This window comes from Mesorhizobium sp. WSM1343 (genome assembly GCF_055901535.1).
Map to the genome: position 1 here is coordinate 5,596,282 of NZ_CM148370.1, position 14,828 is coordinate 5,611,109.

Below are 14,828 nucleotides of genomic sequence, written 5' to 3' on the forward strand. Positions count from 1 at the left end.
CTTCCTTGATGAGCATGGCTGAAAGCCTTGTGCGCTGGCGCTACCGCCTGCTCCCCGACCACGTGGTCGGGGAGATCCTGACCAAGAAGTGGATCGACAGCGTCATCCCCTTCACGGCGCTGGTCATTTTGTGCGCGATCTTCGGCTCGATCGTGCCGGGCTTCTTCGATCTGGCGACGCTGACCAATCTCAGCGGCCAGACCGCCGAGCTTGGCCTTGTGGTGCTCGGCATGACCATCGTCATGGTGTCAGGCGGCATCGATCTGTCTGTCGGGTCGACCTTCGCGCTCGCCGTGCTGGTCACGCTCTATGGGATGAATGTCGAGCAGTGGAGCTTTGGTACCGGCCTGTTGGCGTGCCTGGGCCTCGGCGTCGTCTGCGGCGCCATCAACGGCTTCCTGGTTGGCTTCCTGCGCATGCGGGCGTTTCTCACCACGCTGGTGACGCTCATCATCTACCGCTCGACCTTCGACATCGTCTTCCCGCAGGTCTCGACGCGGATCGTCACCAGCGGTCCGGATTCGCCGGCCTATGATTTCCTTGGTTTCGGCACAATCTGGGGCGTGCCGACATCCTTTGTGGTGTTCGTCGTCATCGCGCTGATCATCCATCTCGTGCTGTCGCGCGCCCGCTATGGCTGGCGGCTGTTCGCGGTCGGCGGCGCGCGCCGCTCTGCCTACAATGCCGGCATCAATGTGCGCTTCATCTTGTTCAGCGCCTATGTCTTGTGCTCGGTACTGGTGGCGCTCTCCGGCTTCTTCTTCTCGGCCCGCATCGGCAGTGCCGCTTCCGACATCGGCACCGGTCTCGAACTGCAGGTGTTGACCGCGACCGTGCTCGGCGGCATCTCGCTAGGCGGCGGGCGCGGCTCGGTCGCCAAGGCGCTGATGGGCACCGTCTTCGTGCTTGTCCTGTCGAACAGTCTGCTTGCGCTGGCCGTGCCCGGCCCGGTCAATTTCCTGATCCTCGGCATCGTGCTGCTTTTGTCGGTGCTTCTCGACGTTCGCTGGGTGAAGAACCGCCACAAGATCCTGCGCAGCGTCTACATCTCGCCAACCTTCGCCAAGATGCCGCAGGCGATCTCGACCGCGCCCGGCGCGCCAATGGCGGTGAATGACCGGTTGAAGGACGTCGGCGTCATCGGCCTCGGCGTTCTCGATGGCGCGGAGGATGTGATCTTCGACCGGCAGGACCGTCTCTACACCGGCAGCCGCCAGGGCGAGATCCTGCGCTTCCAGCCGCCCCATTACACCGATAGCGAAGTGTTCGCACATATTGGCGGCTCGCCGCTCGGCATGGCTTTCGACCGCGACGACAACCTCGTCATCTGCGTCGCCGGCATGGGCCTCTATCAGGTCTCGCCGGCCGGCGACGTAAAGCTGCTGACCGCCGAAACCAACCGCTCACTGACCTCGGTGGTCGACGACTCGACCATGAAGCTCGCCGACGACTGCGACATCCTGCCGGACGGCCGTATCGTCTTCTCGGAAGCGACAGTGCGCTTCGAAATGCATGACTGGTATGCCGACGCGCTGGAAAGCCGCGGCAACGGACGCATCATCGTCCATGATCCCAAATCCGGTTCGACACGCACACTGCTGTCGAACCTCGTCTTCCCCAACGGCATTTGCACGGCCTTCGACGGCCAGTCGGTGCTGTTCGCCGAAAGCTGGGCCTGCCGCATCAGCCGCTATTATTTCGATGGCCCGAAGAAGGGCCAAGTCGAGCGCGTCATCGAGGGCTTGCCCGGCTATCCCGACAACATCAACCGCGCCTCCGACGGTACCTACTGGCTGGCCCTGATGGGCATGCGCACGCCGGCCTTGGATCTCTCGCTTGAAATGCCGAGCTTCCGCCGTCGCATGGCGCGGCGCGTATCGGAAGACGCGTGGCTGATGCCCAATCTCAACACCGGCTGCGTGCTGCGCTTCGACGAGAACGGCCAGATCCTCGAAAGCCTGTGGGACCAGGCCGGCGAGAAGCATCCGATGATCACCTCGATGCGCGAGCACAAGGGCATCCTCTATCTCTGCGGCATCTTCAACAACCGCATGGGCACCTTGCCCTTGAAAGGCGTCGATCCCGACTGGTTCAGCTCGGATTCATACTGGGGCAAAAAGCCATGAGCGGTTTGAGCCAGCTTTTTGACCGCTTTCTCGGCCGTGGCGAGTGGGCAGTGACCGTGCCGACGCTCGACGGGCCGTTGCTGCCCAACCAAGGACTGGAGGAAGCCGAGCCGTTCGCCGGCCTCGCCGAGGCCGACAATCTCGTACGCACCGAAAAGGGCATTCTGGCAAGCAGCGCCAACCGGCTGATGCGCTTTAGCGCCGACGGCCATGCCGAAACCTTGCAGGAATTTCCGGGCGAGATCACCGCACTCGCCCATGCCCGCGGCATGACCGCGATGGCCATCGACGGCAAGGGCGTCGTCGTCCACGGCGGCCTGCATGACGGGCGCGAGGCGACGGGTGAGGAGGCTCGGCGCCTCTCCTGCATCACCGCTCTCACCTTCCTCGACAGCAACACCTTGCTGGTGGCCAACGGTTCGGCCTCAGTGCCGGCGAGCGGTTGGCGTCGCGACCTGATGCAGAAGAGCGTGTCCGGTTCGGTCTGGCGGCTCGATCTAAAAAACGGCCGGCTGGAGCTTATCAGGGACGGCTTGGCCTGGCCGGCCGGCATCGCCACCACCGGCTCCAACCGCATCTACGTTTCGGAGGCCTGGCGCCACCGCGTGCTGGCGATCGACCTTGCCACCAAGGCGACGCTGCCCATGCTGGAGCATCTGCCGGCCTACCCCGCCCGCATCGCCCCGGCCTTCAACGCCGGCTATTGGCTGACCTTCTATTCCGTGCGCAACCAACTGGTGGAGTTCATCCTGCGCGAGGAGACCTACCGCACGCGCATGCTGGCGGAAGTCCCGGAGGCCTACTGGATGGCGCCGTCGCTCGGCTCATGGCGCGACTATCGCGAGCCCATGCAAGGCAGCCAGTTGAAGCAGATGAACGTGCTGAAGCCATACGCGGTGACAAGGTCCTACGGGCTGGTGGTTCTTTGCGACCAGAACATGAAGCCGCTGTCGAGTTTCCATTCGCGCGCAGACGGCAAGGTGCACGGGACGCTGAGCGCCTGCGAGCTGGGCGATGATCTGCTGGTCGCCTCGCGCGGCGGATCGAGGATCGTGCGCGTGGCGAGCGCCGCCAGCGGCAAGCGAGGCTAAGCGATGTCGGACGCCAACATCATTGAACTCAGGGATGCCGCCAAGGCATTCGCGCGCATTCCGGCCTTCAAGAATGTCAATTTCGACCTGCGCAAAGGCGAAATCCACGCGCTGCTCGGGGAAAACGGCGCCGGCAAGTCGACGCTGACCAAGGTCATGGCCGGTGTCTTCAAGCTGACCGAGGGCAAGATGACCTTCGACGGCAAGGATGTGTCCTTCGCCACGCCCGCCGAAGCGCTGCGCGCCGGCATCGCCATGGTGTTCCAGGAAACCAACCTGGTGCCGGCCATGACGGTAGCGCAGAATCTCTATCTCGGCGAAGAGAAGATGTTCAACCGGTTGCGCGGCCTCTACATTCAGGCGCGGCAGTTCCTCGCCGGCATGGGCTTCCAGGTCGACCCGTCCGCGCAGGTCAGCACGCTGGGCGCGGCGCACAAGCAGATGGTGGAGATCGCGCGCGCCGTCCACCACAAGGCCCGCGTCATCATCTTCGACGAGCCGACCGCGACGCTGACGCCAGAAGAGAAGAGCCACTTCTTCAAACTTTTGCAGCGGCTGGTGAAGGAGGGCATCGCCGTCATCTTCATCACCCATGCGCTGGAAGAGGCGCTTGCCGTCGCTGACCGCATCACGGTCATGCGCGATGGCGAGATCGTCGCGTCCGGCGAGGCCAAGGGCTTCACCCGCGCCTCGATCGTGCAGGCCATGGTCGGCCGCACGCTCACCGAAACGCTGCATGGCGAGGTCAAGCGCACGGCGCGCCCCTACGGCGACAAGGTGCTTTCGGTCGAGAATCTGTCCTGCGCCGGCCTGGTGCGCAACTCTTCCTTCTCGGTGTTTTCGGGCCAGGTCACCGGCATGTTCGGCCTTGTCGGCGCCGGCCGCACCGAAATGGCCAAGGTCGTCGCCGGACTGTTGAAGCGCAACATCTTCCACGGCGGCGAGATCCGCCTGCTCGGCAAGTCGGTGCGCTATCGGGTGCCCAGGCCTGCGGTGCGCGACGGCATCGTCTATGTCACCGAGGATCGCAAGGTCGACGGTTTCTTCGAAACCATGACCGCGGGCGAGAACCTGCAAATGGGTGAACTGACCGAGGGCGCCAATCCCGTCTCCATGGTGTCGCTGGCGCGGGCCAGGCAACTTGCCCGCGAATGGAGCGAACGTCTGAGCCTGCGGCAGACCAGCGACCGAGCCCGGATGATCGAGCTCTCCGGCGGTAACCAGCAAAAGGTCGTGATCGCCAAATCGCTGATTCAGAAGCCGAGGCTGGTGATCTTCGACGAGCCGACACGCGGGGTCGACGTCGGCGCCATCGTCGAGATCCACCAGCTCATCAGCGATCTCGCCGAGCAAGGCATGGCCGTCGTTGTCATCTCGTCCTACCTGCCTGAAATTCTCGCCGTTTCGGATCGCATTCTGGTGGTCAAGCGCGGCCGCGTGGTCGAGGAGATGATGCTTTCGGAGGCCACCGAGGAACGCGTCATGTTCGCCGCGGTTCATTGAGCGGCTCGACAAGAGAGACACTTTTGCCGGCCAAGCCAGGACCAATGTCTGGCCTACCCTATTGCCTTGCAATCGGTTCCGCGTCTGAATAGGTCAGGGGTCAGATCACCCTGCCCGAGCGGATATGCCCAGCGTCAACCTCAAACTTCTGCAGACGTTCCTGCTTGCCGCCGAAAACGGCAGCTTCCGACGTGCTGCCGAGGAGAGCAACCGTTCGCCATCGGCGGTCTCGATGCAGATTCGCGACCTTGAGGAGCAGATCGGCATCTCGCTGTTCATCCGCACCGCACAGCGTGCCAGCCTGACGCCGGAAGGCCAGATCCTGTTCGAGGAGATCGCCAACGTGATGTCACAGGTGCAGACCAGCCTCGACCGCCTGACGGAGGTCGCCGCTCGGCGCAAGGGCAAAGTGCAGATCGCCTGTGCCCCGACGCTCGCGGCAAGCCGGCTGGGCGATATCCTGGCGACATTCAAGTTGCGCTATCCACGCAGCATCGTCGAGGTCATCGAGAGCCCGCCGCAGGCCGCGCTTGGCCTTTTGCAACAGCAGGAGGTCGAGTTCTACATCGGCCCGGAACTGCCAAACCTGACGGACTTCCAGTTCGAGTCCATCCTCGACGATCCGCTGATGGCCTGCATCCCCACGGAAATATACGGCGGCGAAAAGAAGCTGCTGCTCTCCGACCTGCTGTGCTATCCGCTCATCCTGCTCAACCGCAAGACCGCCGTGCGCGGCCTTGTCGATCGGCTGACGGCGGCGGAAGGCATCGAGTTCAAGCCGCAATACGAGGTCGAAAGCGCACAGACGGCGGTGGCACTGGTGTGTTCGGGACTTGGCGTCTGCGTGGTGCCCGGCATCGCCATTTCGCGCAATGACGAGCGTATGCGGGTGGTGCCGATCGACCATCGCGACGCCCACCGCTCGGTCGGCATCATCACCGCGCGGGGCTATGTGCACCACTCCTTCTCCGAACAGCTGATGAACCTCATCCGCACCAATTTGCGCGAACTGGCAAACTGAGCGTCGCGCCTTCGGACAGGCATCTTGCACGAGCGCCGAGAATGGTGCGCTGGGAATGCCGCCATTGGCAGCCCGGCCTCACCTGAATATCAGCGCACCCTCAGTCGGTCTGGATCCAGATCGACTTGGTCTCCAGATATTCATGCAGATGTTCGATGCCGCCCTCGCGGCCGTAGCCGGACATCTTCATGCCGCCGAACGGCACCGCCGGGTCGATGGCGTGGTACATGTTGACCCATACCGAGCCGGCCTTGATGCGGCGGGCGAGCTTGTGGGCGGTGCCAAGATGACTGGTGAAAATGCCGGCCGCCAGGCCATAGGGCGTCGCATTGGCCCGCGCCACGGCTTCGTCGAGCGTGTCGAACGGCATCGCCGAAATCACCGGACCAAAGATCTCTTCACGCGCGATGGTCATCTTGTCCGACACCGCACCAAAGACAGTCGGCGCGATGAAATTGCCGCCGTCGTAGGGCCCGCCGGTCAGTCGCGAGCCGCCCGCCATCAGTTCCGCGCCTTCGTCGCGGCCGGCCTTGATATAGCCCACCACCTTGCCGGCCTGCCTGGCATTGATGAGCGGGCCGATTTCGGTTTCCGCCTCGATGCCGTGGCCGATGCGAAGCCTGCCGGCAAACTCGGCGACCCGGCGCACGAATTCGTCATGGATTTCGCGGGCCACGAAAAGCCGCGAACCGGCGATGCAGATCTGGCCCGAATGCACGAACACAGCCATCGCGGCGACCGGAACCGCCTTGTCGATGTCGGCATCGCGGCAGACGATGATCGGCGATTTGCCGCCGAGCTCCAGGGAAACGCGCTTGAGGTTGGTCACGCCCGCCCGCGCGATGGCCTGGCCGGTCAGCGTCGAGCCGGTGAAGACGATCTTGTTGACGTCGGGATGTTCAGCGAGCCGCACCCCGGCCTCTGTCCCGGTGCCGGTGACGACGTTGACGACGCCGTCGGGAACGCCGGCCTCCTGCATCAGCCTGGCGATCAGCAGCGGCGTCAACGAAGCATCCTCCGAGGGCTTCAGCACGATGGTGCAGCCGGTGGCGAGCGCCGGCGCGATCTTCCAGATCGACGCCGCAGTCGGAGCGTTCCAGGGGATGATCGCGCCGACAACGCCTACCGGCTCGCGCCTTGTGAACGAGACGATCTCGCCGGGGATCGAATTGTCTATGGATTCGCCATGCAGCGCGGTCGCCATGCCCGCATAGAAGCGCAGCATGCCGATGACGCGCCGCCGGTTGGCGAGCGTGCGCGTGATCGGCAGTCCCATGTCGAGAGTGTCGGAAACGCTGAGTTCTTCCCAATGGGTCTCGAAGAGATCGGCGATGCGCAGAAGCACGCACTGCCGCTCGTAGGGCGAGAATTTTGACCACGGCCCTTCGAAGGCCGTGCGCGCAGCGGCCACCGCCGCATCGATGTCGGCCGCCGAGCCACGCGGCACGGTGGCCAACACTTCGCCAGTCGCCGGGTTGAGCGCCTGCATCTCCTGGCCGGATTGTGCCGGAACCCACTTGCCGCCGACGAACATCGGCCGGAATTCGCCATGGTAGAGCGCCGTGGCCTTCGCCCGCGGGTCGAAATTCAGCGTCATCTCTTCCTCCTCACAATTCCGTGGCGACTATGACTCCCACGCCGGTCGACCTCAAACAAGGAAAGCTAAAAGGGCGTTCAGATAATCGGACTGTGCAATGCACGCGACTTCCCCGATGGTGCCGGCAACGGAGGAACAGATATGAGACTTGCTGGCAAGGTCGCTATCGTCACGGGCGGCGGTTCGGGATTTGGCGAAGGCATCGTCAGGAAATTCGTCACCGAAGGTGCGCTGGTCGTTTTGATGGACCGTGATGAGGCCGCCGCGGCCCGCGTTGCTGCCGAAGCCGGCGAAAATGTGCGGCCAATCACTGGCGACGTCTCGACACTCGGAAGCTTCGAAGCGGCGGCAGACCTGGCCCGCTCGGCCTTTGGCGGTCTCGACATACTGGTCAACAATGCCGGCGTGGCCCAGCCGCCCTTGGCGCTCGAGACGATGGACGAAGAGATGTTCGACCGGATCGCCAACGTCAACATGCGATCCATCTACAATGGCGCCCGTGCGGTCGTTGCGCATTTCAAATCCATCAAATCGGGCGCCATCCTCAACGTCGCCTCCACCGGCGGCGTCTCGCCGCGCCCGAATTTGACCTGGTACAATGCTTCCAAAGGCTGGGCGATTGCCGCCACCCGGGCCATGGCCGTGGAACTCGCCCCCTTCGGCATCCGCGTCAACGCCATCAATCCGGTTGCCGGCGACACGCCACTTCTGTCCACTTTCATCGGCTCCGGCGAAGAGAACCGCGCCCGCGTCGTCGCCACCATTCCGATCGGCAGGCTGTCTACGCCGGCGGACATGGGCAACGCCGCGGCATTCCTGTGCTCCGACGAGGCCAGCATGATCACCGGCGTCGACCTCAACGTCGATGGCGGCAAGTGCATCTGAGCGTTAGACCATTTGGGAGTTGGCGATGAAGCCTGTCTACGAAATCGCCGTGGTGCATGGCGACGGCATCGGCCCGGAAGTCTGCGCCGCAGCGGTTCAAGTGGTGAAAGCAGCGCTCGGTCCCGGCAGCCCCTTGCACTTCAGCGAATACCCGGCCGGAGCCGAGCATTTCCTGAAGACCGGCCAGAGCTTTCCCGAGCCGACCTTCCAGGCCTGCCGCGAGGCGGACGCCATCCTGCATGGTGCGGGCGGCTTGCCGGGCGTCATCCATCCCGATGGGACCGAAGCAGGCCTGGATTTCACGCTGAGGCTGCGCTTCGAACTCGATCTCTATGCCAATATCCGCCCCGTCAGGCTCTTCGAGGGCGTGCCGAGCCCGTTGAGCGGAGTGAAGGCCGGCGATATCGACTACATCATCTTGCGCGAGAACAGCGAAGGGCTTTACGCCGCGCGGGGATCGGGCGCGCTGTTGCGCGGCGAAGTGGCGGTCGACACGCTGGTGCAGACCCGCTCCGGCATCGAGCGCATCGCACGCAAGGCCTTCGAACTGGCGCGCCAGTCGGGCGGCGCGCCCCGTGACGGCGTGCGCCGAGTGACCTGCTGCGACAAGGCCAACGTGCTGCGCAGCTATGCCTTCTTTCGCTCCGTCTTCGACGAAGTGGCGAAGGACTATCCCGATATCGCGACCGAGCACGCGCTGGTCGACGCCATGGCGATGCATCTCGTGGTGAAACCGGGTCATTTCAACGTCATCGTCAGCGAGAACATGTTCGGCGACATCCTGTCCGACCTCGCCGCCGCGACGGTGGGCGGGATGGGCATGGCGCCTTCAGCCGAGATCGGCGTGGCCAACGGCTTCTTCCAGGCCGCGCACGGCTCGGCACCCGACATTGCCGGCAAGGGTATCGCCAACCCTTATGGGACGATCCTGTCGGCAGCCTCGATGCTCGACTGGCTCGGCCACAAGCATGGCGACGAGAGGCTCAACCAGGCCGCCGCGCGCATCCGTCGCGTGACCGAGGACTGCCTGGCCAATGGGCTTCTGAGCGCCGACCTGAAAGGCAGGGCGTCGACCAGCGAGATAACCCGTTCGGTCTGCGACCGGCTCACGGCCGGGCGCGACTGATATGACCAAGCCAAGGATAAATCTTGTTGGACCTGGCAAGGTCGGCCAGACGCTCATGCGCCGGATATTCATCGCCGGCGGGCACAGGGTCCAGACCTAAGATGGGCGCTCTCGATCGCCATGTTTCGGTCGAGGACTTTCGCACGCTTGCCCGTCGTCGTCTGCCGAAATCCGTCTTCGAATTCATCGATGGCGGGGCGGGGCAAGAACTCACCCTCAAAGCCAATCGAAGCGATTTCGAAAAGATCAGAATTTTGCCGCGCGTGCTTACCGATGTTTCGCATCCGAACGTTTCCACGACGCTCTGGTCCGAGACCTTGCCAACACCGCTGGTGATCAGCCCGATGGGCTCCTGCGCGCTGGTCAGGCCCGGAGCCGACATTGCCATCGCGAGGGCGGCAACCGCTCGCAGCATCCCCTACACGCTCTCCACCATGGCCACGGCCAGCATCGAAGGCATGGCGCGAGCCGTACAGGGGCCGCTGTGGTTCCAGCTTTATGTGCTCAAGGATTTCGACTTCAATCGCCAGTTGGTGAGGCGAGCGGAAGAATTTGGCTATTCGACGCTGGTGGTGACCGTTGATCTGCAAGCCGGTGGCAAGCGCGAAAAGGATATTAGGAACGGCATATCTATCCCACTGCGGCCTTCGGCCCGGCATCTCTGGGAAGGCATGCTTCATCCTCGCTGGTCGCTGCGCCTGCTGCGCGGCGGTCTGCCCCAGTTCGAGAACGTCCGCGGCTATCTCGGTGACAACAGCGCCGGCCTGACGATCGCCGCGCGTGTTGGCGGCAGCCTCCATGCAGGTTTCGACTGGGACGATTTCCGCCAGATCCGCGACTGGTGGAAAGGCCGGCTGCTGGTCAAGGGCGTCCTGCACCCGGGCGATGCGTCGCGACTGGTGGCGGCTGGTGCCGATGGCATCTGGGTGTCCAACCATGGAGGCCGCCAGCTCGACGGTGCTGTATCGAGCATCGATGCCCTGCCCGCTATCCGTCAGGCACTTGGCGCCCAAATCCCGATCCTCATCGATTCCGGTATCCGCACGGGCACGGACATCGTCAAGGCCAAGGCACGCGGCGCCACCGTCGCGGCGATCGGCCGGGCCGCCCTGTTCGGCGCCGTGGCTGGCGAGCCCGGCGTGGCCAAGGCACTGGATATCATCCTGGACGAAATGGTGACTTGCCTCAGGCTCTGCGGGATCCCCCGTTTTCAGGAAGCGGGATCAGAAATGATAGCATAGCGCCAAGACGAGTGCTCACGCTTGGTCAAGAGGTACAGAAAACCCCCGCTCGTCCAATATTCTTCCTCATCATGCCAAGGTTTTGCTATCGCGGTTGTGCAAGCGGCTGCGGGCGGCCGACCAATTGCCGCCCTCACACGCCGCTCCTTCCCAAGCCCAACGGCCGCCTGTCAGAGAGCACTTGTTTGATGCACACCCGCTAGCGGCGGGCGTGATTAAATTCGAAAGGCTGCGCAGTCGGATAGGCAGACTAAGGTCGGCCGCCCGGTGCTGTTTTCGGTTCCATCCACCCGTTCTTCAGAATGTCGCGAAGCACGTTGCGGGTGTCTTCGCCGAACTGGTGAACGAGACCGGTTTCGACGCACTTGATGCCGGCGATCTCGCGAATTCCTGGCGCCAGCAACCGGGCACGCCCGCCTACTGCACGGAACTGACGTTGCCTGATCTTCAGGATGCGCTGTCCACGGCGGAAAAGGCGCGCGCACCCAGAATTCGCGACGCGCTGATCAAGGGCTTCATGGAGGCGACGCCTCCCCTCCGCCACGAGCAGATCGTAGCCCGCAACCGTGAAGTCACCGCCCGCCGATGAGAAACTTCTCCGGTTCCGGTCCGAGGTGACCAATAAGACTGTCCAAGAATTCCTTCTGTTTGTCGGGAGCAACCTGAGGGACGACGATGACGAGGTAATTTGCGACAAAGGTGAAATCCCCCTTGAGGATGCGAGGCATCAGATCCTGAGCGCGGCATGCTCCGCTGCTCAACCAGCGAGCCTGAGCCATAGCGCCTGACTGGCGGCAGGAGATTAGCCGCCGCCGCCCATGGTTACGGACATAAAGGCCCGGAAGGCCGCAGCCGCCGGTTCGATTGATCTGTCACGCGACCAGGCAAGGCCAACGTCCATAGTGGGGATGGGCTCGACAAGCCCGCGCACTTCGATGCGCTGCCCCTCCAAGGACCAGGGGCGGTAAACCATGTCGGACAGGACAGTGACCCCCATGCCGGCAGCCACGAGCGACCGCACGGCCTCGACCGAACTGGTGGTAAGGACGGCGCGGAGCGAAAGGCCCGCGGCATCCCAGTAACGGGCGGCCGTCGTGCGTGCCTCGTCAACCGTCAGCATGACATAATCTTCCGCCGCCACATCGGCGAGGCTGATCTCCTGCCGCGCGAGGAGGTGATGATCAGCCGAAAGCCAGAGCCGGCGGTTCGACCGCATCAAGACCTCCTGCGCCAACTCCTTGGTGTGCTCCAGGTTGGACACCAGCATCACGGCCATGTCGATGTCCCCGCACATCAAGCCGCTTTCGAGAGCGTCTCGGGGCAATTCCAGCACCTCGACCTCGATCTCGGGATAGGTCTTTCGAAACCGCGCGTAGTGGCGCGACATGTAGTAGCCGACGACCGTGTAGGTCATGCCCAGCCGCAGCTTGCCCGCCAGGCCTTTCCTATCGCGCAACGGGCTTCGGACGGCGGCAGCAACGGCCCCGGTGATAACACGCGCATGTTCAAGAAACCGCGCGCCCTCCATCGTCAGTCTTACGCCAGCGTGGTTACGCTCCAAAAGCCGTACGCCCAGGTCAGCCTCAAGCGTCTTTATCGCCGCAGTGACCGCCGATTGCGAGATGTTGAGTTCCACCGCGGCATGACTGACCTGTCCGCTCTCGGCGGTCGCGATAAAATAATCCAGCTGTTTCAAGGTGATGGTCATGGTGCGCCCTGGCCCAGAACCATTATCTGTTTTTTTGATATGACAATCAATAAACTACTATTTCACAAATGCCCTCGCATGCGCAAAAAATGCTGCAACGCCGCAAAGACGGCAGCTTCGAGGGGTAACAATGCGATGGCGGTGACGCTAAACTGCGACATGGGCGAAAGCTTTGGCCTCTACAAGGTTGGCGACGATATGGGCATGATGCCCATCATCGACGTTGCCAATGTCGCCTGTGGTTTTCACGCTTCGGATCCGGATCACATGCACGCCGCCGTCCGCAGCGCCAAGGCGAGTGGCGTAAAGATCGGCGCCCATCCAGGCTTGCCCGACATTCAGGGTTTCGGCCGGCGCGAGATGCGGATGACCCGCGAAGAAGTCAGGAACACCATCATTTACCAGGTGGGAGCGCTTGCCGGCTTCCTCAAGGCCGAGGGTGTGGAACTCCACCACATCAAGCCGCATGGCAGCCTCTACTTCATGGCCATGCAGCAGGAGGCAATAGCCCATGGCGTGTGCGACGCGGCAGAGATTTTCGGCGTACCCCTCTTCGGCATGACGGGCACCCTGCATGAGAAGATCTATCAAGAGCGCGGTATCCCATTTGTCGCTGAGTTCTATGCCGATCTCGACTACGATGCCTCCGGCAAGCTGATCTTGACACGCGTTCATGACGCCAAGGACCCCGCAGAGATGGCCGAGCGGTGCGTACGCGCCATCAGGGAGGGCGAGGGCACGGCAGAGGACGGCAGTTTCTTCCCTGTGCGCTGCGAAACCATCTGCGTGCATTCCGATACGCCGAACGCCATCGAAATAGCCAGGGCCGTGCGCACCGCAATCGCCCCCTGGCACTGAACTCGACCGAACCCACCCGCGCGGGCGGTTCCAGATTAGTCTGTCCGCAGTTTTCCGGAGCTTTTTATGGCCCAGATTCTTTCACCTCTTCCCGGCACTTTTTATCGCAGCGCTTCGCCAGACCAGCCGCCATACAAGGCGGATGGCGACGCGGTGTCCGCCGGAGACGTAATCGGTCTCATCGAAGTGATGAAGTCGTTCCACGAAGTGAGGGCCGAGACGGCCGGTACGAACATCCGCTTCATTGCCGACAATGAGGATCCCATCATGGCCGGCGCACCTATTGCGGATCTCGACTGATGCTGAAAAAGCTTCTGGTTGCCAACCGGGGCGAGATAGCGGTCAGGATCATCCGGGCCGCGCAAGATCTGGGGATCGCCACCGTGGCGGTGCATTCGGCCGCAGACGCCGAGTCGCTCCACGTCCAGCTTGCGGACGAAGCGGTCAACATCGGCCCACCAGCTGCAAAGAAGTCCTATCTCAATGTCGAAGCAATTCTGAAGGCTGCCCGCGACACCGGTTGCGACAGTGTTCATCCAGGCTATGGGTTCCTTGCCGAGAATGCCGCGTTTTCCGACGCAGTCACAGGCGCTGCATTGGTCTTCGTCGGCCCGTCGGGAGATGCGATCCGGATGATGGGAGACAAGGTCTCGGCGCGATCGGCCGCTGCCGCTGCAGGTGTCCCCGTCGTGCCAGGCTCGGCTGGCCGGGTCGAGGGCCTCGAGGCTGGCCACGAGGTGCTGACCGCAACCGGTTTTCCGGTGATGATCAAGGCGGCGGCAGGCGGCGGCGGGCGGGGCATCCGCATCGCGAACTCGTTCGCCGAGTTCGAACAAGCCTTTCCTCAGGCCGAAGCAGAAGCCCTCGCCGCCTTTGGCGATGGTGGTCTCTACATGGAAAAGGTGATCGGCAAGGCCCGCCATATCGAGGTGCAGGTGCTGGCAGACGGAAGCGATGCCATCCACTGCTACGAGCGGGAGTGCTCGCTGCAGCGGCGACGCCAGAAGGTTTGGGAGGAGGCGCCGTCGCGCGCACTTTCAGACAGGCTGCGCGAAGAGCTCTGCGCTTCAGCGGTCGCCTTGGCCAAGGCGGTCAAATACTCTGGTGCCGGCACGGTAGAGTATCTTTACGACGATGAAGCAGACCGCTTTTACTTCATCGAGATGAACACCCGTATCCAGGTCGAGCACCCGGTCACCGAAGCGATCACCGGCATCGACCTCGTTGCGGAGATGCTTCGCATCGCCGGCGGCGAGAAGCTGCGGATCCGGCAAAGCGATGTCTCCGTCAAAGGGCATGCGATCGAAGTCCGGCTCAATGCCGAAGACCCGGCGAAGGAGTTCGCTCCATTCCCCGGGCGGGTGGCCGAGCTTCGCATTCCCGGCGGTCCGGGCGTACGGTTCGATTCGATGCTCTATCAAGGCTATCAGGTGCCGCCCTTTTATGACTCGCTGCTTGCCAAGCTGATCGTGCATGCAGAGACGCGCGAGGCGGCGATAGTGCGCCTGATCCGCGCGCTCAACGAGTTGAAGATCGGCGGGCTCAAGACCACCAAGCCGCTGTTTCTTGCGCTGGCCGCCGATCCGGCGATGCGGGCGGGAGACGTGCATACCCGCTGGCTGGAAGGCTGGCTCATCGAAAACGCCGCAGCATTGGCGGGTTAAGGAGGACC

At 63.2% G+C, this 14,828-nt stretch carries 14 protein-coding genes; 11 read left to right on the forward strand and 3 right to left on the reverse strand.

Annotated elements, in window-relative coordinates; all coding sequences use genetic code 11:
- Positions 1-8: 8 nt before the first annotated feature.
- From AC0NIL_RS27310 to AC0NIL_RS27325, 4 genes are all read left to right on the forward strand, one after another.
- Positions 9-2,126 (forward strand): ABC transporter permease, encoded by a 2,118-nt coding sequence (locus tag AC0NIL_RS27310; RefSeq protein WP_063167479.1) that lies wholly within the window; start codon positions 9-11, stop codon positions 2,124-2,126.
- Positions 2,123-3,217: an NHL repeat-containing protein gene (locus AC0NIL_RS27315; RefSeq protein ID WP_275953884.1), complete on the forward strand. Its 1,095-nt coding sequence runs from the start codon at positions 2,123-2,125 to the stop codon at positions 3,215-3,217. The genes AC0NIL_RS27310 and AC0NIL_RS27315 overlap by 4 nt, the downstream gene beginning before the upstream one ends.
- Positions 3,218-3,220: 3 nt before the next feature.
- Positions 3,221-4,720, forward strand: a complete 1,500-nt coding sequence (locus AC0NIL_RS27320) for a sugar ABC transporter ATP-binding protein (RefSeq protein ID WP_275953885.1) — start codon at positions 3,221-3,223, stop codon at positions 4,718-4,720.
- A 124-nt stretch (positions 4,721-4,844) separates the two neighbouring features.
- Positions 4,845-5,741, forward strand: a complete 897-nt coding sequence (locus AC0NIL_RS27325) for a LysR family transcriptional regulator (protein WP_275953886.1) — start codon at positions 4,845-4,847, stop codon at positions 5,739-5,741.
- Between the two features lie 100 nt (positions 5,742-5,841).
- On the opposite strand, the gene AC0NIL_RS27330 is transcribed toward AC0NIL_RS27325, so the two are convergent.
- Positions 5,842-7,338, reverse strand: a complete 1,497-nt coding sequence (locus tag AC0NIL_RS27330) for an aldehyde dehydrogenase family protein (RefSeq protein WP_275953887.1) — start codon at positions 7,336-7,338, stop codon at positions 5,842-5,844.
- Positions 7,339-7,479: 141 nt separating this feature from the next.
- Here AC0NIL_RS27330 and AC0NIL_RS27335 point away from each other — a divergent pair, with 141 nt between their 5' ends.
- From AC0NIL_RS27335 to AC0NIL_RS27350, 4 genes are all read left to right on the forward strand, one after another.
- Positions 7,480-8,223: a glucose 1-dehydrogenase gene (locus AC0NIL_RS27335; protein ID WP_013533144.1), complete on the forward strand. Its 744-nt coding sequence runs from the start codon at positions 7,480-7,482 to the stop codon at positions 8,221-8,223.
- A gap of 25 nt (positions 8,224-8,248) precedes the next feature.
- Entirely contained in the window at positions 8,249-9,349 is a 1,101-nt protein-coding gene (locus AC0NIL_RS27340) for an isocitrate/isopropylmalate dehydrogenase family protein (RefSeq protein WP_275953888.1), read from the forward strand.
- 101 nt (positions 9,350-9,450) lie between these two features.
- On the forward strand, positions 9,451-10,590 hold the full coding sequence (locus tag AC0NIL_RS27345; RefSeq protein ID WP_275953889.1) for an alpha-hydroxy acid oxidase: 1,140 nt from the start codon (positions 9,451-9,453) through the stop codon (positions 10,588-10,590).
- A gap of 181 nt (positions 10,591-10,771) precedes the next feature.
- Entirely contained in the window at positions 10,772-11,179 is a 408-nt protein-coding gene (locus AC0NIL_RS27350) for a hypothetical protein (RefSeq protein WP_473572777.1), read from the forward strand.
- On the opposite strand, the gene AC0NIL_RS27355 is transcribed toward AC0NIL_RS27350, so the two are convergent.
- On the reverse strand, positions 11,163-11,318 hold the full coding sequence (locus AC0NIL_RS27355; RefSeq protein ID WP_196815386.1) for a hypothetical protein: 156 nt from the start codon (positions 11,316-11,318) through the stop codon (positions 11,163-11,165). The two genes, AC0NIL_RS27350 and AC0NIL_RS27355, sit on opposite strands and share 17 nt — an antisense overlap.
- A 74-nt stretch (positions 11,319-11,392) precedes the next feature.
- A complete protein-coding gene (locus tag AC0NIL_RS27360; protein ID WP_013533150.1) occupies positions 11,393-12,298 on the reverse strand; it encodes a LysR family transcriptional regulator in 906 nt (301 codons plus the stop codon).
- Positions 12,299-12,433: 135 nt separating this feature from the next.
- On the opposite strand from AC0NIL_RS27360, the gene AC0NIL_RS27365 reads away from it, so the two are divergent.
- The 3 genes from AC0NIL_RS27365 (at position 12,434) to AC0NIL_RS27375 (ending at position 14,820) form a co-directional block, all read left to right on the forward strand.
- On the forward strand, positions 12,434-13,156 hold the full coding sequence (locus AC0NIL_RS27365; RefSeq protein ID WP_013533151.1) for a LamB/YcsF family protein: 723 nt from the start codon (positions 12,434-12,436) through the stop codon (positions 13,154-13,156).
- Positions 13,157-13,222: 66 nt separating this feature from the next.
- Positions 13,223-13,456 (forward strand): acetyl-CoA carboxylase, encoded by a 234-nt coding sequence (locus tag AC0NIL_RS27370; protein ID WP_013533152.1) that lies wholly within the window; start codon positions 13,223-13,225, stop codon positions 13,454-13,456.
- Positions 13,456-14,820 carry an acetyl-CoA carboxylase biotin carboxylase subunit gene (locus AC0NIL_RS27375; protein ID WP_275953890.1) on the forward strand — a complete coding sequence of 455 codons (1,365 nt, stop codon included), beginning with the start codon at positions 13,456-13,458 and terminating at the stop codon, positions 14,818-14,820. Before AC0NIL_RS27370 ends, AC0NIL_RS27375 begins: the two co-directional genes overlap by 1 nt.
- The last annotated feature ends 8 nt before the right edge of the window (positions 14,821-14,828 follow it).